Source organism: Thalassobaculum salexigens DSM 19539 (genome assembly GCF_000423805.1).
Lineage (GTDB): Bacteria > Pseudomonadota > Alphaproteobacteria > Thalassobaculales > Thalassobaculaceae > Thalassobaculum > Thalassobaculum litoreum.
In genome coordinates this window covers 174,562-198,638 of sequence record NZ_KE384093.1, presented here as the reverse complement: position 1 = coordinate 198,638, position 24,077 = coordinate 174,562, and the positions used below count along the sequence as shown (strand labels likewise).

Annotated in this window: 21 protein-coding genes; 10 read left to right on the top strand and 11 right to left on the bottom strand. The window is 68.2% G+C overall.

Going from position 1 to position 24,077, the window contains the following annotated elements:
- Positions 1-160: 160 nt before the first annotated feature.
- Positions 161-2,926, top strand: coding sequence for a preprotein translocase subunit SecA (gene secA / locus G578_RS0105195; protein WP_028793330.1), 2,766 nt, complete (start codon positions 161-163; stop codon positions 2,924-2,926).
- A 173-nt stretch (positions 2,927-3,099) separates the two neighbouring features.
- Entirely contained in the window at positions 3,100-4,545 is a 1,446-nt protein-coding gene (locus tag G578_RS0105190) for an FAD-binding oxidoreductase (RefSeq protein ID WP_051244024.1), read from the top strand.
- Between the two features lie 157 nt (positions 4,546-4,702).
- Here the strand turns inward: G578_RS0105190 and G578_RS0105185 are convergent, their stop codons facing one another.
- Positions 4,703-5,911, bottom strand: coding sequence for an MFS transporter (locus tag G578_RS0105185; RefSeq protein ID WP_028793328.1), 1,209 nt, complete (start codon positions 5,909-5,911; stop codon positions 4,703-4,705).
- A 75-nt stretch (positions 5,912-5,986) separates the two neighbouring features.
- Here G578_RS0105185 and G578_RS24855 point away from each other — a divergent pair, with 75 nt between their 5' ends.
- The gene (locus G578_RS24855) at positions 5,987-6,826 is read left to right on the top strand and encodes an AraC family transcriptional regulator (protein WP_051244022.1); all 840 of its coding nucleotides are present in this window, start codon (positions 5,987-5,989) and stop codon (positions 6,824-6,826) included.
- Complete coding sequence (locus G578_RS0105175; RefSeq protein WP_028793327.1) at positions 6,823-7,995, top strand: amidohydrolase family protein; 1,173 nt, start codon at positions 6,823-6,825, stop codon at positions 7,993-7,995. Before G578_RS24855 ends, G578_RS0105175 begins: the two co-directional genes overlap by 4 nt.
- 143 nt (positions 7,996-8,138) lie before the next feature.
- Here G578_RS0105175 and G578_RS0105170 read toward each other — a convergent pair whose 3' ends face one another.
- Positions 8,139-8,462, bottom strand: a complete 324-nt coding sequence (locus tag G578_RS0105170; RefSeq protein WP_028793326.1) for an NIPSNAP family protein — start codon at positions 8,460-8,462, stop codon at positions 8,139-8,141.
- A gap of 222 nt (positions 8,463-8,684) precedes the next feature.
- On the opposite strand from G578_RS0105170, the gene G578_RS0105165 reads away from it, so the two are divergent.
- Positions 8,685-9,599, top strand: coding sequence for a 2-dehydropantoate 2-reductase (locus G578_RS0105165; RefSeq protein WP_028793325.1), 915 nt, complete (start codon positions 8,685-8,687; stop codon positions 9,597-9,599).
- A 249-nt stretch (positions 9,600-9,848) separates the two neighbouring features.
- On the opposite strand, the gene G578_RS0105160 is transcribed toward G578_RS0105165, so the two are convergent.
- Entirely contained in the window at positions 9,849-11,171 is a 1,323-nt protein-coding gene (locus G578_RS0105160) for an acetyl-CoA hydrolase/transferase family protein (protein ID WP_028793324.1), read from the bottom strand.
- A gap of 31 nt (positions 11,172-11,202) precedes the next feature.
- The gene (gene fabI / locus G578_RS0105155) at positions 11,203-11,970 is read right to left on the bottom strand and encodes an enoyl-ACP reductase FabI (RefSeq protein ID WP_028793323.1); all 768 of its coding nucleotides are present in this window, start codon (positions 11,968-11,970) and stop codon (positions 11,203-11,205) included.
- Positions 11,971-12,137: 167 nt separating this feature from the next.
- Here fabI and G578_RS28200 point away from each other — a divergent pair, with 167 nt between their 5' ends.
- Positions 12,138-12,920: a metallophosphoesterase gene (locus tag G578_RS28200; RefSeq protein WP_169400823.1), complete on the top strand. Its 783-nt coding sequence runs from the start codon at positions 12,138-12,140 to the stop codon at positions 12,918-12,920.
- Positions 12,921-12,999: 79 nt separating this feature from the next.
- On the opposite strand, the gene G578_RS24845 is transcribed toward G578_RS28200, so the two are convergent.
- The 3 genes from G578_RS24845 to G578_RS0105135 are packed head-to-tail and all read right to left on the bottom strand — an operon-like array spanning position 13,000 to position 14,747.
- Positions 13,000-13,710 carry a TIGR00266 family protein gene (locus G578_RS24845; RefSeq protein WP_038013654.1) on the bottom strand — a complete coding sequence of 237 codons (711 nt, stop codon included), beginning with the start codon at positions 13,708-13,710 and terminating at the stop codon, positions 13,000-13,002.
- A gap of 40 nt (positions 13,711-13,750) precedes the next feature.
- Entirely contained in the window at positions 13,751-14,053 is a 303-nt protein-coding gene (locus tag G578_RS24840; RefSeq protein ID WP_038013651.1) for an AzlD family protein, read from the bottom strand.
- Complete coding sequence (locus G578_RS0105135) at positions 14,046-14,747, bottom strand: AzlC family ABC transporter permease (RefSeq protein WP_038013649.1); 702 nt, start codon at positions 14,745-14,747, stop codon at positions 14,046-14,048. Before G578_RS0105135 ends, G578_RS24840 begins: the two co-directional genes overlap by 8 nt.
- A 37-nt stretch (positions 14,748-14,784) precedes the next feature.
- On the opposite strand from G578_RS0105135, the gene G578_RS0105130 reads away from it, so the two are divergent.
- Positions 14,785-15,375: a CGNR zinc finger domain-containing protein gene (locus G578_RS0105130; protein WP_051244017.1), complete on the top strand. Its 591-nt coding sequence runs from the start codon at positions 14,785-14,787 to the stop codon at positions 15,373-15,375.
- Between the two features lie 61 nt (positions 15,376-15,436).
- Entirely contained in the window at positions 15,437-15,889 is a 453-nt protein-coding gene (locus G578_RS0105125; RefSeq protein ID WP_028793320.1) for a VOC family protein, read from the top strand.
- Between the two features lie 6 nt (positions 15,890-15,895).
- On the opposite strand, the gene denD is transcribed toward G578_RS0105125, so the two are convergent.
- Both denD and otnI read right to left on the bottom strand, forming a co-directional pair.
- Positions 15,896-16,861 (bottom strand): D-erythronate dehydrogenase, encoded by a 966-nt coding sequence (gene denD / locus G578_RS0105120; RefSeq protein WP_028793319.1) that lies wholly within the window; start codon positions 16,859-16,861, stop codon positions 15,896-15,898.
- A gap of 40 nt (positions 16,862-16,901) precedes the next feature.
- The gene (otnI, locus tag G578_RS0105115; RefSeq protein ID WP_028793318.1) at positions 16,902-17,681 is read right to left on the bottom strand and encodes a 2-oxo-tetronate isomerase; all 780 of its coding nucleotides are present in this window, start codon (positions 17,679-17,681) and stop codon (positions 16,902-16,904) included.
- A 109-nt stretch (positions 17,682-17,790) separates the two neighbouring features.
- Here otnI and otnK point away from each other — a divergent pair, with 109 nt between their 5' ends.
- Complete coding sequence (gene otnK / locus G578_RS0105110) at positions 17,791-19,065, top strand: 3-oxo-tetronate kinase (protein ID WP_028793317.1); 1,275 nt, start codon at positions 17,791-17,793, stop codon at positions 19,063-19,065.
- A gap of 134 nt (positions 19,066-19,199) precedes the next feature.
- Here otnK and G578_RS24835 read toward each other — a convergent pair whose 3' ends face one another.
- Together G578_RS24835 and G578_RS0105100 are read right to left on the bottom strand one after the other, a co-directional pair.
- A complete protein-coding gene (locus tag G578_RS24835) occupies positions 19,200-20,102 on the bottom strand; it encodes a DMT family transporter (RefSeq protein WP_051244014.1) in 903 nt (300 codons plus the stop codon).
- A gap of 190 nt (positions 20,103-20,292) precedes the next feature.
- Positions 20,293-22,071 carry a M3 family oligoendopeptidase gene (locus G578_RS0105100; RefSeq protein WP_028793316.1) on the bottom strand — a complete coding sequence of 593 codons (1,779 nt, stop codon included), beginning with the start codon at positions 22,069-22,071 and terminating at the stop codon, positions 20,293-20,295.
- Positions 22,072-22,283: 212 nt separating this feature from the next.
- Between G578_RS0105100 and G578_RS0105095 the strand changes: the two genes are divergently transcribed.
- Positions 22,284-24,077 carry an AMP-dependent synthetase/ligase gene (locus G578_RS0105095; protein ID WP_028793315.1) on the top strand — a complete coding sequence of 598 codons (1,794 nt, stop codon included), beginning with the start codon at positions 22,284-22,286 and terminating at the stop codon, positions 24,075-24,077.

Genomic DNA, 24,077 nt, shown 5'->3' with positions numbered 1-24,077 from the left:
GGTTAAGAATGGGTTAACCTTGACCTAAAGGCAATAAATCCGCCCGCTTCCGGCGAATTTTCCCCGGACCCCGCTTGCGTTGACAGGGCAGGTCTCGCCCCCTAAATCTGCTGCTCGAACCGCCGCGTCGGCTGGCGCGCGCACTTTTCGGGGACCATCCATGTTCGGCGGCATTGCCAGAGCCCTCTTCGGCTCGCAAAACGATCGTATTCTCAAAGGCTTGCGAAAGCACATCGAGACCATCAACGGTCTCGAGGGCGAAATGGCCGCGCTCTCCGACGAGGCGCTCCAGGCCAAAACCGCGGCCTTCCGGGAGCGTCTGGCCGCCGGAGAAACGGTCGACGACCTGATGGAGGAGGCCTTCGCGGTGGTCCGCGAGGCCGCCAAGCGGGTCCTCGGGCAGCGACATTTCGACGTACAGCTGCTCGGCGGCATCGTCCTGCACCAGGGCAAGATCTCCGAAATGAAGACCGGTGAAGGCAAGACCCTGGTCGCCACCCTGCCGGTCTATCTGAACGCCCTGCCCGCCAAGGGCGTGCATGTGGTCACCGTGAACGACTACCTGGCCCAGCGCGATGCCGCCTGGATGGGCCGGATCTACAGTTTCCTCGGCCTGACCGTGGGCTGCATCGTGCACGGCCTGGACGACAGCCAGCGCAAGGCGGCCTATGCCTGCGATGTGACCTACGGCACGAACAACGAGTTCGGTTTCGACTATCTGCGCGACAACATGAAGTTCCGGCTGGAGGACATGGCCCAGCGGGAATTCCATTACGCCATCGTCGACGAGGTGGACTCGATCCTGATCGACGAGGCGCGCACGCCACTGATCATCTCCGGCCCGGCGGACGACAGCTCCGATCTGTACCGCAAGATCGACGCGCTGATCCCGAGCCTGAAGGAAGAGCATTACGAGAAGGACGAGAAGCAGCGCACCGTCGCCCTCACCGACGAGGGCACCGAAGAGATCGAGCGTCTGCTGACCGAGGCCGGCATCCTGCAGACCGGCGCGCTCTACGACGTGAACAATGTCAGCCTGGTGCACCATGCCAACCAGGCCCTGCGCGCCCACAAGCTGTTCTCGCGCGACACCGACTACATGCTGAAAGACGACAAGGTCGTCATCATCGACGAGTTCACCGGCCGCGCGATGGAGGGCCGGCGCTATTCCGACGGCCTGCACCAGGCGCTGGAGGCCAAGGAGCGGGTCACCGTCCAGAACGAGAACCAGACGCTGGCCTCGATCACCTTCCAGAACTATTTCCGCCTTTATCCGAAGCTCGCCGGCATGACCGGCACGGCGCTGACCGAGGCGGCCGAGTTCCAGGAAATCTACGAGCTGGAAGTCGTCGAGATCCCGACCAACGTCCCGGTCGCCCGCCTGGACGAGGACGACGAGGTCTACCGCTCCGCGCGGGAGAAGTACGACGCGGTCGTCGAGATGATCGAGGAATGCCGCCTGCGCGGTCAGCCGGTCCTGGTCGGCACGGTTTCGATCGAGAAGTCGGAGGCCGTCGCCGAGGTCCTCAAGCAGCGCAAGATCCCGCACGAGGTCCTGAACGCCCGCTTCCACGAGCAGGAGGCCCGCATCATCGCCCAGGCCGGCCGGCCCGGCTCGGTGACCATCGCCACCAACATGGCTGGCCGCGGGACCGACATCCAGCTCGGCGGCAATATCGAGATGCGCCTCTCCCAGGCGCTCGACGGCGTCGAGGACGAGGCCAAGCGCGCGCAGATCACCGCCGAGATCACCGCCGACGTCGAGTCCGGCAAGAAGAAGGCGCTGGAAGAGGGCGGCCTGTGCGTGATCGCCACCGAGCGTCACGAGAGCCGGCGCATCGACAACCAGCTGCGCGGCCGTTCCGGCCGTCAGGGCGATCCGGGCCGCTCGAAGTTCTTCCTGTCCCTGGAAGACGACCTGATGCGCATCTTCGGGTCCGACCGCATGGACGGCATGCTGAAGAAGCTGGGCCTGCAGGACGGCGAGGCGATCGTCCATCCCTGGATCAACAAGGCGCTGGAGAAGGCGCAGCAGAAGGTCGAGGCGCGCAACTTCGAGATCCGCAAGCAGCTCCTGAAGTTCGACGACGTCATGAACGACCAGCGCAAGGTCGTCTACGAGCAGCGCCGCGAGATCATGCGCCAGCCGGACGTCCACGAGATGGTCACCGACATGCGCCACGAGGTGATCGAGGACATCGTCGCCCGGGCGATCCCGGAAGGCACCTACTCCGAACAGTGGGACCTGGACGGGCTGCATGCCGAGGTGCTGCGCCTGCTCGGCCTCAACCTGCCGGTGCAGGACTGGGGCAAGGAAGAGGGCATCGCCGAGCGCGAGATCCTGGAGCGCATCCGCGACACCTCCAACCGGCGCATGGCGGAGAAGACCGTCAATTTCGGCCGCGACCTGATGCGCATGGCCGAGAAGCAGCTCCTGCTCCAACTGCTGGACCAGCAGTGGAAGGACCACCTGCTCTCGCTCGACCACCTGCGCCAGGGCATCAACCTGCGCGCCTATGCCCAGAAGGACCCGCTGAACGAGTACAAGCGCGAGGCCTTCTCCCTGTTCGAGGCGATGCTGGCAGACCTGCGCGGCCAGGTGACATCCATGCTGTCGCATCTGGAGATCCGCACCCAGTCTCCGGAGGAGATCGAGGCGCGGATGGCCGCCGAGCGGCTGGCCCACGAGATGCACGAGACCCGGGCCGATCCGGCCCTGGCCAGCGACGTGATCGGCACCGTGGAGGACGATCAGGAGCTGCGGGCCACCGGCACCGACGGTGTGCCCCCGCCCCAGCGTTCCGCCTCCTCCCGGGTCAGCGCCGATCCGAAGGATCCCTCCACCTGGGGCAAGGTCCAGCGCAACGCGCCCTGCCCCTGCGGCTCCGGCAAGAAGTACAAGCACTGCCACGGCGCCCTGAACTGACCGGCCGCTGAGCCCCCCGTTTCCCGCCGACCGACTCCTACCGGCGGAGCCTGCGCCCGCTTCCCGTGCCACCACCGCTCCCCGCGTGGCCGGGTAGCGGACGCGGGCTTGTTCCCGCGCTCCGGCCGCCGCATGATCGCCGAAACAAACAAGATCATACCCGGAGGAAGCAGATGAACGTCGACGCGCCGTCGTCCGTTCCGGCCAAGGCCATTGTCGAGGCGATCAGCCAGATCAAGCAGGTTCTCGGCGACAAGGGGTGGCTCGAGGAGCCCACCGACACTCTGAAATACCGCACCGACTGGCGCGGCGGCACGGTCGGCGAGGCCCTGCTGGTCGCCCGCCCGGACAGCACCGAGCAGGTCTCCCGGGTCGTCCGCCTCTGCCACGGCGCCGGCATCGCCGTGACGGCCCAGGGCGGCAATACCGGCCTGGTCCTGGGGTCGATCCCGACCGAACCGCAGCCGTCGATCGTGGTCTCCCTCGACCGCATGACGAAGATTCGCGCGCTGGACGCCGACAATTTCGCGTTGGTGGCCGAGGCCGGCTGCGTGATCCAGACCCTGCAGCAGGCCGCCGCCGAGGTCGGGCGCCTGTATCCGCTGTCGCTCGCCTCCGAAGGCTCGTCCACCGTTGGCGGGACGCTCTCGACCAATGCCGGCGGCAACAACACGATCAAGTTCGGCAATGCCCGCGAGCAGGTGCTGGGGCTGGAAGTGGTGCTGCCCGACGGCACCGTATTCGAAGGGCTGAACACCCTGCGCAAGAACAACACCGGCTACGACCTCAAGCAGCTGTTCATCGGCGCCGAGGGCACGCTCGGCATCATCACCGCCGCCGCCATGCGGCTGATGCCGGCCCCGAAGCTGCGCGAGACGGCGATGCTGTCGGTGCCCACTCCGGAAGCCGCCCAGACCCTGCTGTCGCGCGCCCGCGAGCTGTCCGGCGACACCGTCATCGCCTTCGAGCTGATGCCCCGGCGCTGCATCGATCTGGCGATGAAGCACATCGAGGGCATCGTCGATCCCATCGACACGCCCTCGCCCTGGTACGTGCTGATGGAGATGGCGACGTCGTCGGAGATCGACGACCTGCGCGGCAAGCTGGAGGCGATCTTCGGCGAGGCGATGGAGAACGGCCTGGTCACCGACGGCGTGATCGCCGAGAGCGAGACCCAGCGCGCCCAGATCTGGCGCATCCGCGAGGAACAGGCCGAGGCCGGCCGGCGCGAGGGCGGGTCGATTTCCTGCGACGTGTCGGTCCCGGTGAGCCGGGTGGCGGAATTCCTGGCCCAGGCCAGGGAGATGTGCGAGCGCGAGCTGGAGGGCGTGCAACTCAACACCTTCGGCCATATGGGCGACGGCAACATCCACTACGGCATCCGCAAGCCGGAGAGCATGAGCGACGCGGCCTGGGGCCAGCGCAAGGGCGACATGTCGGACCGGATCAGCGCGCTCTGCGCCGAGTTCGGCGGCAGTTTCTCCGCCGAGCACGGCATCGGCGGCCTCAAGCGCGAGGACTTCCGCCGCTACACCCCGCCGAGCCGGGTCGCCCTGATGCAGGCCATCAAGGCCGCCATCGACCCCGACGGCGTCATGAACCCGGGGAAGATCTTCTAGGGGGACCAAACTACCCCCATCGTCTTCCCGGCCTTGAGCCGGGATCCAGGACAGGAGCGGCTGGAGCGTTCGAGGTCTTCCCTGAAACGCTCCAGCAAGCGTCGCCCTCGGTCCCGACGCAGGTCCGGGAAGACGGCAAACGGGTTGGTGCTTCCCCTCACTCCCCCGGCTGCGGCGCCGCGAGCGGGCGGGTGCGGGGCAGGAAGATCACCGCCACCGTGATCACCGCCGCGCACCCGGCGCAGATGAGAAACAGCGTCGAGAACCCGGCCCCGAAGGCGTGCAGCCCCGAGATCGCCGGCACCGCCGTCGCCGCGATGGCAAAGGACAGCACGTACTTGATCGCATAGACCCGGCCGCGCCAGTGCTCCGGCGTGTTGCGGGCGATCAGGGTGTCGGTGATCGGGATCTGACCGAAGACCAACATCATCATCGCCAGCGACACCGCCAGCATCACCGAGCCGGTCGCCTGGGCCGCGACCAGGAACACCGCCACGTCGCCGAGCGCGAGCAGCAGGAACACCAGCTTGGTCGAATACCGGTCGATCAGATGGCCGACCGCGATCTGGGTGAAGGCAGCGACCGCATAGACCAGGGCGATCAGCGAGCCGGCCTCCGTCCCGCTCACCGCCAGCGACGCCACCTGCTTGTCGTCGAACACCTTGGGCAGCGAGATCGTGGTCGCGTTGAAGATGAAGCCGCCGAACGCCGTGGCGACGAAGACCACCGCCAGCACCGTCTTCCAGTCGGCGGCGGGCTGCGCCCCCGTCTTGCGCGCCACGGTGCCCGCATGGGTCGCCGCCTGCCCCGCCGCCGAGCGGCAATGCAACATCCACAGCACGCCGATCGCCACCGCGAGGCAGCCCGGCACCACGAAGGCGAAGCGCCAGCCCGCCAGATCGGCGAGCGCCCCGGCGACCAGGGCCGAGGCGGCCACACCCATGTTGCCCCAGACCCCGTTCACCCCGAGCCGCTTTCCGACCTTGCCGCCTGCCGCCGCGGCACCCTGGCTGACCATGGCGATGCCGACCGGGTGATAGATCGCCGCGAACATGCCGATCAGGAACAGGCAGACCGCGATCTGCCAGCGCTCCTGGGCCAGGCCGGTCAACGCCGTGGTGGCGCCGATGCCGACGAAGAACACCGCCAGCATGGTCTCCCGGCTCCAGCGATCCGCCAGCCAACCCGCCGGCAGAGAGAACGCCCCGAACGCGATGAACCCACCAGTGGAGAGCACCAGGATCTCGGCGTAGCTCGCCCCCATCTCCGCCGCCATGATCACCGCCACGGCGGGGAACAGCAGCATCATCAGATGGTCGACCGCGTGGCCGATGTTGAGAAACAGGAACCGGGTGTCGAGACGCATGCAATCCTCCCGCGAGCGATGACGCCCCATCCTCCATCTTGTCCGCCTTGCCGTCCTTCGACAGACTGTCAATCGATGTTGCAAACAGGACAAGACACCCGGAACCGGGTCAGCCCCGGCGGCGGCAGCCCGGACGTCCGCGACCGCCAGCACTGGCCGAAGGCGATCGTCGGCTATGCGGTCGACTACGTGCCCGGCCATTCCACCGGCTGGCACCAGCACGATCGCGACCAGTTGGTCCATGGCGAGCGCGGGGTGATGACGGTGCGCACCGACGACGGCGCCTGGATCGTGCCGCCGGGCTACGCGGTGTGGGTGCCCGCCGGGGTGGTGCACGAAGTCCGCGCCGCCTCTGCCGTGGCCATGCGCACGCTCTACCTGCGCCGCGACGCCTGCGTGCCGATCGGGCCGCGCTGCCGGGTGGTGTCGGTCCCGACATTGGTGCGGGCGCTGATCTCCCGGGTGGTGGCGCTGCCCCGGGACTATCCGGAGACCGGCGCCGAGGCCCGGCTGGTGGCGGTGCTGGCCGACGAGCTGGCGGACCTGCCCTCGGCCCCGCTCGACCTGCCGCTGCCGCGCGACCGCCGGGCGCTGGCCGTGGCCGACGCGCTGATCGCCGATCCGGCGGACGGGCGCGACCTGGCCGACTGGGGCAAACGGGCGGGGGCCAGCACCCGCACCCTGGCCCGGCTGTTCCAGGGGGAGACGGGGATGTCCTTCGGCCGCTGGCGCCAGCGCCGCCGCCTGCTCGCCGCCCTGGAGCGGCTGGCCGCCGGCGAGCCGGTGACGGCCGTCGCCCTCGACCTCGGCTATGCCAGCCCGAGCGCCTTCATCGCCATGTTCCGCCGCACCCTCGGCGCCCCGCCGACGCGATACCTGAAGACCCCGCCCCACCGCCAAGGATCCGCCGGATGACCGAGACCCGCTTCCGCAACGCCCGCCTGCCCGATCGCGGGACCGTCGACATCACGATCCGCGACGGCCTGTTCGCCGCCTTCGACGCGCCCGGCGGGACCGACGGCGAGGATCTGGGCGGCAAGCTGGTGCTGCCGGGGCTGATCGACGGGCATATCCACCTGGACAAGACCTTCCTCGGCCTGCCCTGGCGACCGCACCGGGCCGGGCCGACCGTGCCCCACCGGATCGCGGCGGAGAAGGACGGGCGGTCAGACCTCGCCCTGTCGGTGGAGCAGCGGGCGAGGAACTTCCTGGCCCGCGAGGCGGCGAACGGCACGGTCGCCCTGCGAAGCCACGTGGATATCGACCCCGAGAGCAAGCTGGACCACCTGCACCAGGTATTGGCGGCGCGCGAAGCCTTTGCCGGCATCGTCGACGTGCAGCTCGTCGCCTTCCCGCAGTCCGGCGTCCTGATCGCGCCCGGCGTCGCCGATCTGCTGGACGCCGCCCTGTCGGAGGGGGCGGAGCTGATCGGCGGCATCGATCCGGTCGGGATCGAGGGCGACATGGAGGGGCATCTCGACGTGATCTTCCGCCTCGCCGAGAAGCACGGGGTCGGGGTGGACATCCACCTGCACGACCCGGGGCATCGCGGCGCGCTGGAGCTGCGCGCCATCGCCGAGCGGACCGCGGCCCTGGGGATGCAGGGAAAGGTGACGGTCAGCCATGCCTTCGCGCTGGCCACCGTGGACGACCGCACGCTCGACCTCACCATCGCCGACCTGCGCGATGCCGACGTGGCGATCCTGACCAGCGCCCCCGGGACCGGACACCTGATCCCGGTGGTGAAGCTGCGCGAGGCGGGGGTGCGGGTCTTCGCCGGGTCGGACAACGTCCGCGACGCCTGGTCGCCCTTCGGCAACGGCGACATGCTGGAGCGGGCGATGCTGGTGGCCTATCGGGCGGGCCTGCGCACCGACGCCGGGATCGCGCTCGCCTTCGACCTGTGCGCCGGCGCTGCCGCCCAGGCGATCGGGTACGGACCCTACGGGCTGGAGATCGGCGCGCGGGCGGATTTCGTGGCGGTCGCGGCCGAGACCCTGGCCGAGGCGGTGGTCGACCGGCCGATGCGCGCGCTCGTGGTCAAGGGCGGCCGGGTGACGGCGCGGGACGGGGCCGTGGTTTAAGACTTCCCGATCGTCATCCCGGGGCCGCCCGGACTTGATCCGGAAGGCGCCCGGGACCCAGGCCCCGTCACTCGAACCGGGTCCCGGCCGATCTCCGGGTCAAGCCCGGAGCTCGCCGGGATGACGATGAGGCGTAAAGCCGCTCAGCGCTTGTACGGATAGAAGCTCACGTCGTTGAACAGGCTGTTCTCCTGCTTCTCCAGGGCGCCCAGCTTGGCGCTCTCCTGGGTATAGGCGATCCAGTCCGGATCCTTCCACATGGCGGCGCGCTTGGCCTCACGGTCGCCCGCGCTCTCATAGGCCCAGATGTGGATGTAGCAGTTCGGGTCGCCGGTCTCGCATTTGGCGTAGAGCACCGGGTCGCCCAGATGCTTGGCCTGGGGCGCCTTGCCCAGGCGCTCGTAGAGCTCGAGATGTTTGCCGATGGTGCCGGGACGGCAGGTGTATTTGCGCACGTCGAACAGCATGATGGTTTCCTCCTGGATCGCGTTCTTGGCGAGTGCCGCGGCGAGAGTAGCGCAGGCAGGCCGCCGCGAAAGCCCCCGGATTGCCCCGCTGATCGCCCCACTGATCGCCCCGCTGATTTCCCACCGAATACCCCGGCGATTGTGCAGTAGCGAAAAGCGGGTTGCGCCGCGCGGGCGCCATGCCGTCAACTGCGCCCACTGCAACCGGACCCAGGATCGCCCATGACCTCCACCGCTTCCTCGCGTCAGCGTGTCGCCGTCATCGGCCTCGGGGGCATCGGCGGTGCGGCCGCCGGCGCGCTGACCCATGCCGGCCGGCACGACGTGATCGCCTGCGGCCGCCGCCCGCTGGAGCGGATGCGGGTCGACCTGCCCGACGAGAGCGTCGAGGTGGCGATGACCGTGCTGACCGATCCGGCGGACGCCTCCCCGGTCGACTGGGTGCTGCTGACCACCAAGGCCCAGGACACCGACGGCGCCGGCGCTTGGCTGCGCGCGCTGTGCGGACCGGATACCACCGTCGCCGTCATGCAGAACGGCATCGACCACGCCGAGCGGATCGCCTCCTATGCCGGCGGTGCGGAGGCCCTGCCGGTGATCGTCTACTACAACGGCGAGCGGATCGCCGACGACCATGTGCGCATGCGCCATATCAGCGACGCCGACATCGCCCTGCCGGACACCGACACCGCCCAGGCCTTCATCGACCTGCTCGAGGGCACGCCGATCCAGGCGGTGCGCGCGCCCGATTTCACCGCCCGGCAGTGGCAGAAGCTGCTGATCAACATCGTGGTCAACCCGGTCACCGCCCTGACCCGTCAGCGCCAGGGGGTGCTGCAGCGCGAGGACATCCAGACCCTCACCACGGCGCTGCTGGAGGAAGCGGCCGCCGTCGCCGAGGCGGAAGGAGCCGGCCTGCCGGCCAGTGTCGCCGCCGATACCCAGCGCCTGGTCCTCACCTTCCCGCACGATGCCGGCTCGTCGATGTATTTCGACGCGCTGGCCGGCCGCCGCCTGGAGGCCGAGGCGCTGACCGGCGCCGTGGTCCGCGCCGGCGCGCGGCACGGCATCCCCACCCCGATGAACGGCGCGATGCTGGCGCTGCTGCGGGCGCTGAGCGACGGGATGGGGACGTGACGGACCGGCGGTAATTGTACCCGTCGTCCCTACAAATCAGGACCTTGCCAAGCTCTGTCCACCCCTCTCCGTCGTCCTGACGAAAGTCAGGACCCTGCGCCGGAGGCCGGTCACAGGTACCGACGGGCGGCGGTCGGAGCAGGTTGCGACGCCAGGGGCTTGATCCTGATTTGCATCAGGATGACGGCGGGGGAGCGGAAGCCTGATCCTGAATCGCACCAGGAGGACGGCTGATGTCGGGCGGGTGCCTCACATCAGCCCGATCTCCTTCGCCTCCGCCGCCAGCGAGTCCCGGAAATCCGGGTGCGCGATGGCGATCAGCGACCGGGCGCGCTCGCTCAGCGACCGGCCCTTCATATCCGCCATGCCGAATTCGGTGACGATGAACTGGGTGTCCACCCGCGGATCGGTGACGGTGGTGTTGGCGAGCTGCGGCACGATCCGGCTGACCGAGCCGCCCTTGGCGGTCGAATGCAGGGCGATGAACGACTTGCCGTGGGGGGCCAGATAGGCGCCTCGCACGAAGTCGAGCTGGCCACCGGTGCCGCTGAACTGGTGGCCGTTCAGCGCCTCGGAATTCACCTGTCCGGTCAGGTCGACCTGCAGGGCGGCGTTCACCGAGATCATGTGGCGGTTCTTGCGGATCACCGCCGGGTTGTTCACCCAGGTCGCCGGATAGCCGACGATGGACGGGTTGTCGTCCATGAAGTCGTACATGTCGGCATCGCCGAGGGCCAAGGTGAAGACGTGCTTGTAGCGCATGATCGTCTTGGCCTCGCCGGTCAGGACCCCGCGGCGCATGAGCTCGATCATCGGCGGCGACAGCAGTTCGGAATGCAGGCCGAGCCGCTTGTGCCCGCGCAGCTCCGCCAGCACCGCCTCCGGCACCCCGCCGACCCCCATCTGCAGCGTCGCCTCGTTCGGGATCAGCGCGGCGATCGACTTGCCGATGAGAAGATCCTCCGGCCCCGGCGCGTGCGAGGGCAGCTCCATCAGCGGCGCGTCATGCTCGATCACCGCGTCGACCTGGCTGATATGCAGCAGGTTCTCGCCGAAGGTGCGCGGCATGTTGCGGTTGACCTCGACGATCACCCGCCGCGCCTTGCGCACCAGCTCGGCGGCATAGTCCGGGTTGGTGCCCAGGCTGAAATGCCCCGAGCGGTCCATCGGCGAGACGGTGGTCACGAAGGTGTCGGGCCGGATCTGCTCGGTCAACAGGCGGCCGACCTGGTGGAACATGGAGGGCACGAAATGCACCCAGACTTCGCCCCGCTTCAGTCCCTCCTCGGCGAAGGCCCGGTCGTGGCCGCTCATGAACAGGACGTTGAGCTTGAGCACGTCCATCAGCTCCGGCTTCAGGATCGTCTCGGTCGCCGCCCTGCTGGCGTGCATGTAGTAGAGGTTCAATCGGCTCAGCCCCCGGCGCTCCCGCGCCCGCTCGGCCAGGGCCGCCATGAAGGCCGGCGGCATCGCCACGCCCATGCCCAGCACGAGGGTGCTGGCGTCGTCCAGACTGTCGGCGGCATCCGGTGCGCTGACGGTCTTGGCGGCAAGATCGGTATCGTAAGCCATCGTGCGCTCCCTCTGTTCCAACACCGGGGGCTCAGCCCACCACGTTGTAGCCGTTATCCACATAGACCACGTTGCCGGTCATCCCGGCCGCGGCCTCCGACGCGAGGAAGGCGGCAACGTCGCCGACCTGTTCGATGGTGACCAGCGCGTGGTTCGGCGCCCGGGCCGCCGCCTGGTCCATCAGCTCGTCGAACCGGTCGATCCCCGACGCCGCCCTGGTCTTCAGCGGGCCGGGCGACACCGCATAGACCCGGATGTTCTTGGGCCCCAGTTCCACCGCCAGGTAGCGCACGCTCGCCTCCAGCGCCGCCTTCACCGGTCCCATCAGGTTGTAGCGGTCGACGACCTTCTCGGCGCCGTAATAGCTCATGGTCATCAGCGCACCGCCGTCTTTCATCAGCGGCTCGGCGTGCCGGGCCATGCGGATGAAGGAATGGCAGGACACGTTCATCGCCATGTCGAACCCCTCGCGCGAGCAGTCGGTGACCCGTCCGTGCAGGTCCTCGCGCGGCGCGAAGGCGATGGAGTGCAGCAGAAAATCCAGCTTTCCCCAGCGCTCTGCCAGCGCCGCGAACAGCGCCTCCACCTGCCCCTCCTCGCGCACGTCGCAGGGCAGGAACAGCTCAGCCCCCAGGGCCGCGCTCAGCGGCTCCGTATAGGGCCGGGCCTTGTCGTTCAGATAGGTGACCGCCAGGTCGGCACCGGCCTGGCGAAAGGCCTGGGCGCAACCGAAGGCGATGGAGCGGTCGTTGGCGATGCCGACGACGAGCCCCTTCTTACCATGGAGCGAGAGTTTCATGAGCCGGTCCCGTGTCTGTGAAGGGCGCGGCCGCGAACCGCCCCCGATTGACCCCTGTCATTGTGCAATGCAGCAGAGCTGCCGCAACCGTACAGTGATCCAGATCAACACGTCTCAGACTTCAAGAAAGCTTCACAATCGACCCGGCGGCGTGTTCATTTATGCCCATGATTTCCATATCCCACGGCGAATGGCTCGAAACACCCAAGCCCGCCGCCTCAGACCACCTGATCTGCGCCATCGGCGACGTTCACGGGCGCGCCGATCTTCTCGAACCGCTGCTGGAAGCCCTATCGGAGGACGTGTCCGGCCCGGGGGTGGAGCGGGTGACCAACATCTTTCTCGGCGACCTGATCGACCGTGGCCCGTATGTGAAGGACACGCTGGGTCTCGCCGCCGGCGGGCTGGCCATGTTCTGCGACGAACGGGTGCCGGTGGAGGACGTCCTGCTGCTCGGCAACCACGACGTCTGGCTGAAGGCGGCGCTGGAGGAGACCCTCCACGTGGACGAGCTCCATGTCTGGCAGTCCAACGGGGCGGTGGAGACCTGGCACGATTTCGCCGTCGCCGCCTCGGACCGGCCGGACCGGATCGTCGACACCCTGCGCCGGAACATGCCGGAGATCGTCGCCGAGGCGGTGGCCCGCATGGTGCCGATGCACCGGATCGGCGACTGGGTCTTCGTCCATGCCGGGCTCGATCCGCGCCGGCCGCTGGAGGACCAGCCCGAGGAGATCGTCACCTGGATCCGCGACGCCTTCCTGGAACCGGAGGACGGCTGGCCGTTCGAGGTGGTGGTGGTGCACGGCCACACCCCGGAGGAGCCCTTCGAGGAGCCGACGATCCGGCGCCACCGCATCAACCTGGACACCGGCGCGGTGTTCACTGGCGTGCTGACCGCCATCCAGATCCGCAACGACCGCATGCGCTTCGTGCAGGCGAGCGGGTAGCGCGGCGGCAGTGGAGCACGATCGTCCCCCGTCCCAGTCTTCCTGATTTGCATCAGGATGACGGGAAGGGAGGAGAGGGCTACTCCCCCGAGCGCTGCTCCTTGGGGATGAGGTCGTGCAGGGCCAGGGCCAGTTCGGCGATCGGCTGGGTCTGAATGATCACCGTGCCGGGGCCGCTGATATGGGTGACGAACAGGCCCTCGCCGCCGAACACCAGGTTCTTGACACCGCGCTGGAACGCGATGTCGTAGTCGCAGGTCGACGAGAAGCCGACCAGGCAGCCGGTATCCACCGTCAGGGTCTCTCCCGCCGCGAGCTGGCGCTCGATCAGGGTGCCGCCGGCGCCGAGAAAGGCCCAGCCGTCGCCCTCCAGCTTCTGCAGGATCAGCCCCTCGCCGCCGAACAGGCCGGAGGTCAGCCGCTTGGTCAGCGCAACGGTGATCTCGATGCCGCGCGCCGAGGCCAGATAGGCCCGGCGCTGGCAGTAGAAGGCGCCGCCCTGCTTGGCCAGATCCAGGGGCCGGATCTGCCCCGGCATCGGCGAGGCGAAGGACACCCGGCGGCGCTGACGGCCCTCGTTGGCGAAGAAGGTCATGAAGAAGGTCTCGCCGGAGACCTTGCGCAGGATGCTGCCGAAGAAGCCGCCGGGCATCTCGGTCGACATGGTGATGTCCGGCTCCATCATCACCATGGCGCCGGCCTCGGCCTGGACCGCCTCGCCCGGATCGAGCGTGATGGTCAGCATCGGCGAGAAGTCGCCCTCGATCTCGTAGTCGATTTCGTCGGCCATCGGCCCGGCTCCCTGCGGTCAGGTTGGGGGGAGCGGCAGGCTACACCACCAGCCGGATCAGGGCGACCGCGGCCAATGCGCCGAACAGCGCGAAGATCGCGGTGATCCCGGCCCGCAGAATCGCGACGGCTACGGCGATCGCGACCGCCGCCGCCCAGCCGCCGTCGATCACGATCGGCGCCAGGATCGAGACCACCAGCGCGCCCGGCAGGTGGTTGAGCGCGCGACGCACGAAGCCGCCCTCCGGCACCAGGCCCATGAGCCAGAAGCCGGAAATCCGAGTCACCCAGGTCGCCACCGCCATGGCCAGGATCGACAGCCAGACCAGCGCGTCCTCACTCACGGCTCAGCCCTCCGACCGCCGCACCGACGAGACCGCCGGCGACCACGTGCCAGGTCCCGTGCGGCAGGAGCGCGTGGACCACGACCGCCACCGCCGCCGCGACGACCCAGGGATGCAGGTGGCGCACGCCCGGCCAGAGCGAGGGCAGGGTGAGGGCGAAGAAGGCCGGCACGATCATGTCCACGCCGAAGGTCTTGGGATCGGCGATCAGGTTGCCCGCCGCCTGCCCCACGCCGGTGCCGGACACCCAGCCGAGCCACATGACCAGGCCGCTGCCGACCAGAATGGCGCCGTCCAGCTCGCCCTTGCGCCGGACCGCCATGGCCTGGGCCCAGTTGGCGTCGGTCATCATCAGCAGGGCGGCGTGGGAGCGCAGCAGCGGCAAGCCCCTCAGCCAGGGCCGCAGGGCGGCGCCCATCACCACGTGGCGGATGTTGATGGCGAAGGCGGCGATGGCGAGGCCGAGCACGGCCGGCGGGAAGGTCCAGACATCCATCGCCACCATCTGCGAGGCACCAGCGAAGACCAGCGCGCTCATGCCCATCGCCTGGGCGAGGCTGAGTCCGGTGTCGCCGGCCAGAATCCCGAAGCCGAGACCACCGAAGAACGACGCGAAGGCCAGCGGCAAGCACATCCGCGCACCGCGCCGGACGCCGTCCCAGGTGAAGATCACGGATGGGGTGTCGGATTTCATGGACAACCCTCTAACCGGTTATATAGTCATAGACAACATGAAGCTGACGAAGCGCTCCGACAATCCGCTGCTGGCCGGGTATTACACCGGCGGCGGGCTCCTGTGTCTGGATTTCGTCAACACGGTGGACTGGCGGACGTCTGCCAACCCGGCCGAGTTTCTGACCGGCGGCGAGGCGGTGGATGCCTGGCTCGCCCTGGCGCTCGACCGGCCGCCGATGCATCTGACCGACGCGGCCGTTGCCGGGCTGCGCGACCTGCGCGAGGCCCTGTACCGGCTGATCACCGGCAGTCCCCGCAGCGGCGATCTGGCGGTCCTGAACCGGGCGCTGGGCCAGGGCGGCGACCGCCGGAGCCTGACCAAAGGACCCGACGGCTATCGCTGGGCGCTGCAGGAGGAGGCGACCGGTCTCGCCGTGCTGAAGGCCGCGCTGGCCCGAGACACCGCCGACCTGCTGGTCGACCCTGAGCGACTGGCCAAAGTGAAGGAGTGCCAGGGCAAGGGCTGCGGCTGGCTGTTCCTGGACGAGAGCCGCGGCGGCAACCGGCGCTGGTGCTCGATGCAGAGTTGCGGCAACCGGGCCAAGGCCCGTGCCCACTACCACCGATCGAAGGCCCCCAGCCCCTGAGACCTTGTACGGTCCGGCGCACGCAATATATCAAGGCAGAACTTGTTTTAAGGAGACTGCCATGACCGTCCCCCGCAAGGCGCGCGCCGTCGGCTTCAATCACGTGGCCCTGGAGGTCGGCAATATCGACGAGGCCCTGGAATTCTACGGAAAAATCTTTGATTTCAAGCTCCGCAGCAAGAGCGAGACCTCCGCCTTCATCGATCTGGGCGACCAGTTCCTGGCGATGCAGCAGGGCCGCCGGCAGTCGCCGGACGACGGCCGGCATTTCGGGCTGGTGGTCGACGACCGCGACGCGGTGCGCGAGGCCCTGACCCGCGAGGGCGTCCAGGTCCTGCCCGGACGCTTCCTCGATTTCCTCGACCCGTGGGGCAACCGGATCGAGATCGTGCCCTACGACAACATCCAGTTCTCCAAGACCGACGCCGTGCTGCGCGGCATGGGCATGGCGGATCTGGAGAAGAACGAGAGCGCGAGGAAGGAACTCGCCGAGAAGGGCATGGGTCCCGCCTGAGGCGGCTTACGCCACCTTGCCGCCGAGCTCGTCCTCGATGAAAGCGCGGATGATGCTCTGCATGTCGGTGTCGCGCTTGAAGCCCATGGCCTCGGCCCGCTTGGTCTCCAGCCGGGCCGGCCATCCGTAGACGATCTTCTCGATCGCCGGATCCTTCTGCCATTTCACCCGCGCCGCGACATCGGGGCCGGCGACCTCCGCCAGCGCGTCGACCATGCCCTTCACCGTGGCGGTGAAGCCGGGCAGCGGCACCGTGCGCCACGGCCCGAAGGCCGCACCGTCCAGGTCATGGGCGTGGCGCGTGTTGGCGACGATGGTGCGCGGGCTGGCCAGCCACATCTCGGTCTCCGGCGCGACCGGACAGATCGCCTCGTCGCCCTGCAGCGGCTCGCGGATGATCGAACTGGCGAAGGTGGAGGCCGCCTTGTTCGGCTTGCCCGGCCGCACCACCACCGTCGGGTAGCGCAGGCTGCGGCCGTCCACGTAGCCTTTGCGCGCGTAGTCGTTGACCAGCAGCTCGCCGATCGCCTTCTGCACGCCGTAGGAGTTCTGCGGGGTGATCTGCTGGTTGTCGGTCACCACGTCCGGCAGGTCGCCGCCATACACCGCGCAGGAGCTGGAGAACACCATCCTCGGTTTGTTGCCGTGCTTGCGGGCCAGTTCCAGGATCGTGCGGGTGGCATCCAGGTTCACCGCCATGCCCAGATCGAAATCCGCTTCCGCCCCGGCGCTGACGACGGCGGCGAGGTGGAACACGCTGTCGGTATCGCCGCGGATCGCGTCGGCCAGCAGGTCCGGGTCGGTGACGTCGCCGACCACTGAGCGCACGCGGCCGTCTTCGGTCAGCTCGTCCGGAGCGGCGACCATGTCGGCCAGCACCACCTCCTCGACCCCGAGTTCGTTGTCGTCGAGCAGGGCGCGGGCGAGCTTCTTGCCGAGGAATCCGGCGCCGCCGGTGATCGCGATCTTCATGGTATCCGTCCCCTCATCAGGTCTTTTTCTGTTTCGGCGGTCAGCGGGTCAGCGCCTTGAACCAGCCCAGGCCTTCCACCGTCCCCGCCTTGGGGCGGTACTCGCAGCCGACCCAGCCGTCATAGCCAAGCCTGTCCATGGTCTCGAACAGGTAGGGATAGTTGACCTCGCCGATATTCGGCTCGTGCCGGTCGGGCACGCCGGCGATCTGCACGTGGCGGATGATGTCCAGGTGCTTCTCGAAGGTCTTGGCGGTGTCGCCCTGCATGATCTGGCAGTGGTAGAAGTCGAACTGCAGTCCGACATTGTCGGCGCCCACCGCCTCGATGATGGTCCGGGCCTGCTCCTGATAGTTCAGGAAATAGCCCGGAATGTCGCGGGTGTTGATCGGCTCGATGATCAGGGTCTTCCCCGCCGCCGCCGCCTTGGGTGCGGCGCGCTTCAGGTTCGACACCAGCGTGTCGGTGCAGGCTTCCGGCGTCATGCCGTCGGTCATGATGCCGCTCATCACGTGCAGCAACTCGTTGCCGATCACCTCGGCATAGGCGAGCGCGGTGTCGATGGCGGCGTCGAACTCCTCCTCGCGGCCCGGCATGGCGCCCAGCCCGCGCTCACCTTTGGTCCAGTCGCCCGGCGGCAGGTTGAACAGCGCCTGGGTCAGGCCGGCGGCCTCCAGCTTGGCGCGGATCTCCACCGCCTCGTGCTCGTAGGGGAACAGGAATTCCACCCCGTCGAAGCCGGCCATCTGGGCGGCGTCGAAGCGGTCGAGGAAATCCACCTCGTTGAACATCATCGACAGATTGGCGGCGAATTTCACCATGGCGTCCCGATCCCGTGTCCTTATGATTTGCGCCAACGATACGCGGGCGACCGGGCGCGGCCAAGGCCCCGGAGGCGTCCATCACAAAAGCGACGATCGGGAGGACCGAATGGCACCAATCCTGGGCTGCGTGGCCGACGACTTCACCGGGGCGACCGACCTTGCCAACAATCTGGTGCGCGGCGGCATGCGGACGGTGCAGCTCATCGGCGTGCCGGGACCGGACACCGACGTGCCCGACGTGGACGCCATCGTCGTCGCGCTGAAATCCCGCACCAACCCGGCGGCCGAGGCGGTGCAGATGTCCGTCGCCGCGCTGGACTGGCTGAAACAGGCGGGCTGCCAGCGCTTCCTGTTCAAATACTGCTCGACCTTCGACAGCACGGACGAGGGCAATATCGGACCGGTGGCCGACGCCCTGCTCGACCGGCTGGGCGCCGATTTCACCATCGCCTGCCCGGCCTTTCCGGAGACCGGGCGGACGATCTTCAAGGGCCATCTGTTCGTCGGCGACCAGCTCCTCTCCGACACCCATATGCGCCACCACCCGCTGACCCCGATGACCGACAGCAATCTGGTGCGGGTGCTCGGCCGCCAGACGGAGCGCAAGGTCGGCCTGATCCAGCACCAGGACATCCAGCGCGGGGTGGAGGCCATCCGCGCCAAGGTCGCGGATCTGCGGCGGGACGACTACGGCTATGCCATCCTCGATTCGGTGGATGACGACCAGCTCCACACCGCCGGCGAAGCGCTGGCCGATCTCGACCTGATCACCGGTGGCTCCGGCATCGCCATCGGTCTGCCCGAGGCTTATCGCAAGCGCGGCCTGCTCAAGGCGTCCGCCGGCTCGAACGAGGTGCCAGCGATCGCCGGCAAGGCGGCGGTGGTCGCCGGGTCCTGCTCGGCGGCGACCCTCGGCCAGATCGCGGAGTGGGAGAAGGCCCACCCCGCCTTCAACATCGACCCGCTCAAACTCGCCGACGGCGCCGACGTGGTGGGAGAGGCCCTCGCCTTCGCCCGCGCGCGGATCGCCGACGGGCCGGTGCTGATCTACGCCTCGGCCCCGCCGGAAACGGTGAAGGCGATCCAGGAGCGGCTCGGCCGCGCGGAGGCAGGCGAGATGGTCGAGGGCGCGGTGGCGCAGATCGCCAAAGCCCTGGTGGACGAGGACGGGGTGCGCCGTCTCGTGGTCGCCGGCGGGGAGACGTCGGGCGCCGTGGTCTCGGCCCTGGGCGTCACCGGCCTGCATATCGGCGCGCAGATCGACCCTGGTGTGCCGGGGACGGTGACCCTGGGCACGGCCGAGCCGATCGCCCTGGCGCTCAAGTCCGGGAATTTCGGCGCGCCGGACTTCTTCGAGAAGGCACTTCGGGTGATGCCGTAGCGGATTACCCGTCATCCCGGAGGCCCGGGCTCGACCCGGGCGTCGGCCGGGACCCCGCGTTCCCGGCAAGGTCCCGGCCCGCCTCCGGATCAAGTCCGGAGTCGTCCGGGATGACGAAATGGAGCGAAGCTAGTCTACAAACTGCTTCCCTTGATCTTCCCGCGCTTGATGCCGCGCACCCGCTCGCGGTGGATGATGTAGAGGCCGGACGCGGCGATCAGCCCGGCGCCGACGAAGACGTTCCAGCCGGGGATCGTGCCGAAGACGAGGAAGCCGAAGGCCATGGCCCAGATCATCGCGGTGTAGTCGAACGGCGCCACCACCGAGGGCGGCGCGAGACGGAACGCCTCGGTCATGAAGATCTGCGCCACGCCGCCGAGCAGGCCGATGCCCATGAGGATGGCGAGATCCTCGGCGGTCGGCGTGACCCACTGACCCGGCATGGCGAGCAGACACAGGCTGACCACCCCGCTGCCGACCGTGAAATAGAACACCGTCGCCGCCGACTTGTCGGTGGCTCCCAGCTTGCGCATGGAGATCATCGCCACGCCGTAGCCCAGCGCCGATCCGACCGCCAGCAGGGCGACCGGATCGAGCGTCCCCGTGAGCGGCCCCAGGGTGACGACCGCGCCGGCGAAGCCGACGGCGACGGCGCCGAGCCGCCACACGCCCACCCGCTCGCCCAGCAGCGGGATCGACAGCAGCGTGCCGAACAGCGGCGCGGTGAAGGAGATCGCCACGTAATCGGCCAGCGCCATCTGCGACAGCGCGTAGAAGCCGACGAACATGGAGACCAGCCCCGAGGCCGTCCGCACGAAGTGCCAGCCCGGACGCCGGGTCTTCAGCGCCGAAAACCCGCCCTGCATCGGCAGATAGAACAGCAGCGGGATCAGCGCCGGCCAGCAGCGGAACAGGATGACCTCGGAGGTCGGATAGCGGCCCTCCAGCAGCTTGATCATCATGCCCATCGCCGAGAACCCGGCGACGGCGACGATCTGCAGGACAATCCCGCGCACCGCGGCGGCATCGACCGTCACGGGGGGACCGGGAGGTGTATTGGAGGCGTCAGACGGCATCGGCTCGGTCCGGCAAGGCTGCCGCGACCGGGTGACGCGACTATTCCTGAAAGATGCGCCCGATCAGTCGGTTAGAAAAGCACCAATCATGGGACCGAGCCATGCGACGGGTGCGCAGCTGTCGCCGTCCGCCCCCGCCGCCCGGGTCGGCTCAGTCCATCTGCTCCAGCTCGTCGATCATTCCCTCGATCACCGTCAGCCCCTTGCTCCAGAAGGCCGGGTCGGAGGCGTCGAGGCCGAACGGGGCCAGCAGCTCCTTGTGCCGCAGCGTGCCGCCGGCCTTGAGCATGTCGAGATACTTCTCGGCGAAGCCCTGCTCGGCGTCCTGGTAGACCGCGTAGAGCGAGTTCACCAGGCAGTCGCCGAAGGCATAGGCGTAGACGTAGAACGGCGAATGGATGAAGTGCGGAATGTAGGACCAGAAGACCCGGTAGCTGTCCTCGAAGTTGAACGCCGGACCCAGGCTCTCGCGCTGCACCTCCATCCAGATGTCGCCAAGCTGGGTCGGGGTCAGTTCGCCCTCGGCCCGGGCGTCGTGCACCCGCTCCTCGAAGGTGTGGAAGGCGATCTGGCGGACCACCGTGTTCAGCATGTCCTCCACCTTGCCGGCCAGCATCACCTTGCGCTGGGCCGGGTCGGTGCGCTGGGCGAGCAGCGAGCGGAAGGTCAGCATCTCGCCGAACACGCTGGCGGTCTCGGCCAGGGTCAGCGGGGTGTCCGACATCAGATGCCCCTGCGGGCCGGCCAGCACCTGATGCACGCCATGGCCCAGTTCGTGGGCCAGGGTCATCACGTCCCGGGTCTTGCCCTGGTAGTTCAGCAGCAGATAGGGGTGCGCCGCCGGCACCGTGGGATGGGCGAAGGCGCCGGATGCCTTGCCCGGCCGGGCCGGCGCATCGATCCACGGGTTGTCGAAGAACTTCCTGCCAACCGCCGCGAGATCGGGCGAGAAGGCCGCATAGGCATCCAGCACCGTGTCGCGCGCCGTGTCCCAGGAAATGGACGCGTCGTCGTCGTTCGGCAGCGGCGCGTTGCGGTCCCAGTAGTCGAGCTTGTCGCGACCGAACCACTTCGCCTTGATGGCGTAGTAGCGGTGCGACAGTTTCGGATAGGCGTCGCGCACGGCCTCGACCAGGGCGTCGACGACCTCGTCCTCGACCGCATTGGACAGGTTGCGGCCGGAGATCGGGCGCTTGTAGTGGCGCCACTTGTCGTCGATCGCCTTGTCCTTGGCGAGCGTGTTGGTGATCAGCGCGAACAGGCCGACATTCTCGCCCAGCACCTGGGACAGGCTCTCGGCCGCCTTCTTGCGGACCGCGCCATCGCGGTGGCTCAGCTTGTCGAGGATTTCCGATGTGGTCAGGGTCTCGCCATCGAACGGAAAGCGCAGGCGGGCCATGGTCTCGTCGAACAGCCGGGTCCAGGCGGCGCGGCCGGCGACGTATTTCTCGTGCAGCATCTGCTCCAGCTCGTCGGAGAGCTGGTGGTCGCGGAACGCCCGCACCTCGCGCAGCCACGGCGCGTAATGCGCCAGGGCGGGGTCGTCCATCTTGGCGGCCAGATCGGCCTCGGCGATGCGGTTGATCTCCAGGGTGAAGAACAGCAGCTCGGTGCTGATCGCGTTCACCTTCTCCTGCATCGACTGATAGAACTTGCCGATCTCCGGATCCGACATGTCGCCGGCATAGCGCAGATGGGCGTAGGACATGATCCGGCCCAGCACTTCCTCGATCGCCTCGTATTCGGCGATGGCGGCGGCGAGATCGGCGCCGCTCAGCCCGGCCACCTTGCCTTCCAGCGAGGCGCGGAAGGATTTCGCCTTGTCGGCGGAGCGCTCAAGATCGCCGGCGAGTTCCGGCCCGTCCGGGCTCGGATAGAGGTCGGCGAGGTCCCATTGCGGCAGGGGACCGAGGGTCGAGGCGTCCGGCATCGGGCGAGTCCTTCGGGTGGTTTCCGAAACGTAAGGTCAACGGCGACTTGGCATCGCCGCCCCTTAACGCGATATAGAGGTTCGGACCGGCGGCGCCAACCGTCGGGCCGAACAGGGATGTGCATTCTCGACCAAGAGCCGTGGCAAACGTCACAGAACGGCCGTTAAGTCTGCAAAGAATGCGGCAACGAAGGCCGAACGGGGGAAACCGCATGGATTACGCCGCCATCACCAACCTGCCGACGATGTTCTTCGGCCAGGCCGAGGCCCTCAGCGGGAAGCCGTTCCTGTGGGCCAAGATCGACGGGCAGTGGACCTCCTGGAGCTACGGCGAGACCCGCGACCAGGTGATCCGCCTCGCCCGGGGGCTGATCAAGATCGGCATCGAGCCCGGCGACCGGGTGGTCGTGGTGTCCGACAACCGGCCGGACTGGGCGGTGGTCGACCTGGCGGTGATGTCGATCGGCGCGATCACGGTCCCCGCCTATACGACCAATACCACCGACGACCACCTCTACATTCTCGACCATTCAGGGGCCAAGGCCGCGATCGTGAGCACCTCGCGTCTGGCCCGCCGGGTGATACCCGCCGCCCGCAGCTCCGAGAATTGCGGCATCGTGATCACCATCGAGGAACCGGCCGACACCACCGCCGGCGGCGTCGACCTGCATGGCTGGCACGAGGTGATGGCGCTCGGCGACGGAGACGGCACCGACATCCCGGCCCTGGCCGCCGGCCTCGCCAAGGACGACACCGCCTGCTTCATCTACACCTCGGGCACCGGCGGCCGGCCGAAGGGCGTGATGCTGACCCACCGCTCGCTCCTGGCGAACTGCGACGGCGCCTATCACCTGCTCAAGGAATACGACCTGGGCGACGAGATCTTCCTGTCGCTGCTGCCGCTGTCGCATTCCTACGAACACACCTGCGGCCTGTTCTTCCCGATCTCCATCGGCGCGCAGATCTACTACTGCGAGGGGCCGGACCAGCTCGCCGCCAACCTGCAGGAGGTGCGGCCGACCATCATGACCGCCGTGCCACGACTCTACGAGGTGCTGCACGACCGCATCCTGCGCGGCGTCGAGCGCCAGGGCGGCAAGTCGGCCAAGATGTTCCACGAGGCCGTCCGCCTGGGCCGCAAGCGCTACGAGGATCCCGACAGCCTCTCCCTGTGGGAGCGGGTCTACGACTGGATCCTGTCCAAGCTGGTCCGCAAGAAGGTGTCCCAGCGCTTCGGCGGCCGGCTCAAGGCCTTCGTCTCCGGCGGCGGGCCGCTGAACCCCGATATCGGAAAGTTCTTTCTCGCCCTCAACGTGAACCTGCTGCAGGGCTACGGCCAGACCGAGGCGTCGCCCGTGGTCTCGGCCAACCCGCCGGGTCGGATCAAGATCCACACGGTGGGTCCGCCGCTGAAGGGCGTGCAGGTGAAGATCGCCGAGGACGGGGAGATCCTGGTCGCCGGCGACCTGCTGATGAAGGGCTACTGGCACGACCCGGACACCACCGCCGCCACCATAAAGGACGGCTGGCTGTACACCGGGGATGTCGGCCATATCGACGAGGACGGCTATATCGTCATCACCGACCGCAAGAAGGACATCATCGTCAATTCCGGCGGCGACAACATCTCGCCGGCCCGCATCGAGGGCAAGCTGACCCTGCAGCCGGAGATCCTTCAGGCCATGGTCTACGGCGACAAGCGCCCCTACCTGGTCGCGCTGGTGGTGCCGGAGGAAAGCTTCGTGGAGGAGTGGGCCTCGGCCAACGGCAAGACCGCCAACCTCTCGGTGCTGGCCGAGGACGAGGGATTCCGCAAGGCGCTGTCGGCGGCCATCGACCGGGTGAACACGGACCTCGCCCAGATCGAGAAGGTGCGGCGGTTCCAGGTGGCCACCGAACCGTTCACCACCGAGAACGGCATGATGACCCCGACCCTGAAGATCCGCCGCCACAAGATCCGCGAGAACTACTACGAGCGGCTCGACCGGCTGTACGGGAAGGGCTGA

Coding starts and splice junctions, on each gene's coding strand:
- G578_RS28200 (WP_169400823.1), top strand. CDS start 12,138: ATGATTTCCATATCCCACGGCGAATGGCTCGAAACACCCAAGCCCGCC.
- G578_RS0105130 (WP_051244017.1), top strand. CDS start 14,785: ATGAAGCTGACGAAGCGCTCCGACAATCCGCTGCTGGCCGGGTATTAC.
- G578_RS0105125 (WP_028793320.1), top strand. CDS start 15,437: ATGACCGTCCCCCGCAAGGCGCGCGCCGTCGGCTTCAATCACGTGGCC.
- otnK (WP_028793317.1), top strand. CDS start 17,791: ATGGCACCAATCCTGGGCTGCGTGGCCGACGACTTCACCGGGGCGACC.
- G578_RS0105095 (WP_028793315.1), top strand. CDS start 22,284: ATGGATTACGCCGCCATCACCAACCTGCCGACGATGTTCTTCGGCCAG.
- G578_RS0105100 (WP_028793316.1), bottom strand. CDS start 22,071: ATGCCGGACGCCTCGACCCTCGGTCCCCTGCCGCAATGGGACCTCGCC.
- secA (WP_028793330.1), top strand. CDS start 161: ATGTTCGGCGGCATTGCCAGAGCCCTCTTCGGCTCGCAAAACGATCGT.
- G578_RS0105185 (WP_028793328.1), bottom strand. CDS start 5,911: ATGCGTCTCGACACCCGGTTCCTGTTTCTCAACATCGGCCACGCGGTC.
- G578_RS0105170 (WP_028793326.1), bottom strand. CDS start 8,462: ATGCTGTTCGACGTGCGCAAATACACCTGCCGTCCCGGCACCATCGGC.
- G578_RS24845 (WP_038013654.1), bottom strand. CDS start 13,710: ATGGCCGACGAAATCGACTACGAGATCGAGGGCGACTTCTCGCCGATG.
- G578_RS0105165 (WP_028793325.1), top strand. CDS start 8,685: ATGACCTCCACCGCTTCCTCGCGTCAGCGTGTCGCCGTCATCGGCCTC.
- denD (WP_028793319.1), bottom strand. CDS start 16,861: ATGAAGATCGCGATCACCGGCGGCGCCGGATTCCTCGGCAAGAAGCTC.
- G578_RS0105175 (WP_028793327.1), top strand. CDS start 6,823: ATGACCGAGACCCGCTTCCGCAACGCCCGCCTGCCCGATCGCGGGACC.
- fabI (WP_028793323.1), bottom strand. CDS start 11,970: ATGAAACTCTCGCTCCATGGTAAGAAGGGGCTCGTCGTCGGCATCGCC.
- G578_RS0105160 (WP_028793324.1), bottom strand. CDS start 11,171: ATGGCTTACGATACCGATCTTGCCGCCAAGACCGTCAGCGCACCGGAT.
- G578_RS0105135 (WP_038013649.1), bottom strand. CDS start 14,747: ATGAAATCCGACACCCCATCCGTGATCTTCACCTGGGACGGCGTCCGG.
- G578_RS0105190 (WP_051244024.1), top strand. CDS start 3,100: ATGAACGTCGACGCGCCGTCGTCCGTTCCGGCCAAGGCCATTGTCGAG.
- G578_RS24855 (WP_051244022.1), top strand. CDS start 5,987: ATGTTGCAAACAGGACAAGACACCCGGAACCGGGTCAGCCCCGGCGGC.
- otnI (WP_028793318.1), bottom strand. CDS start 17,681: ATGGTGAAATTCGCCGCCAATCTGTCGATGATGTTCAACGAGGTGGAT.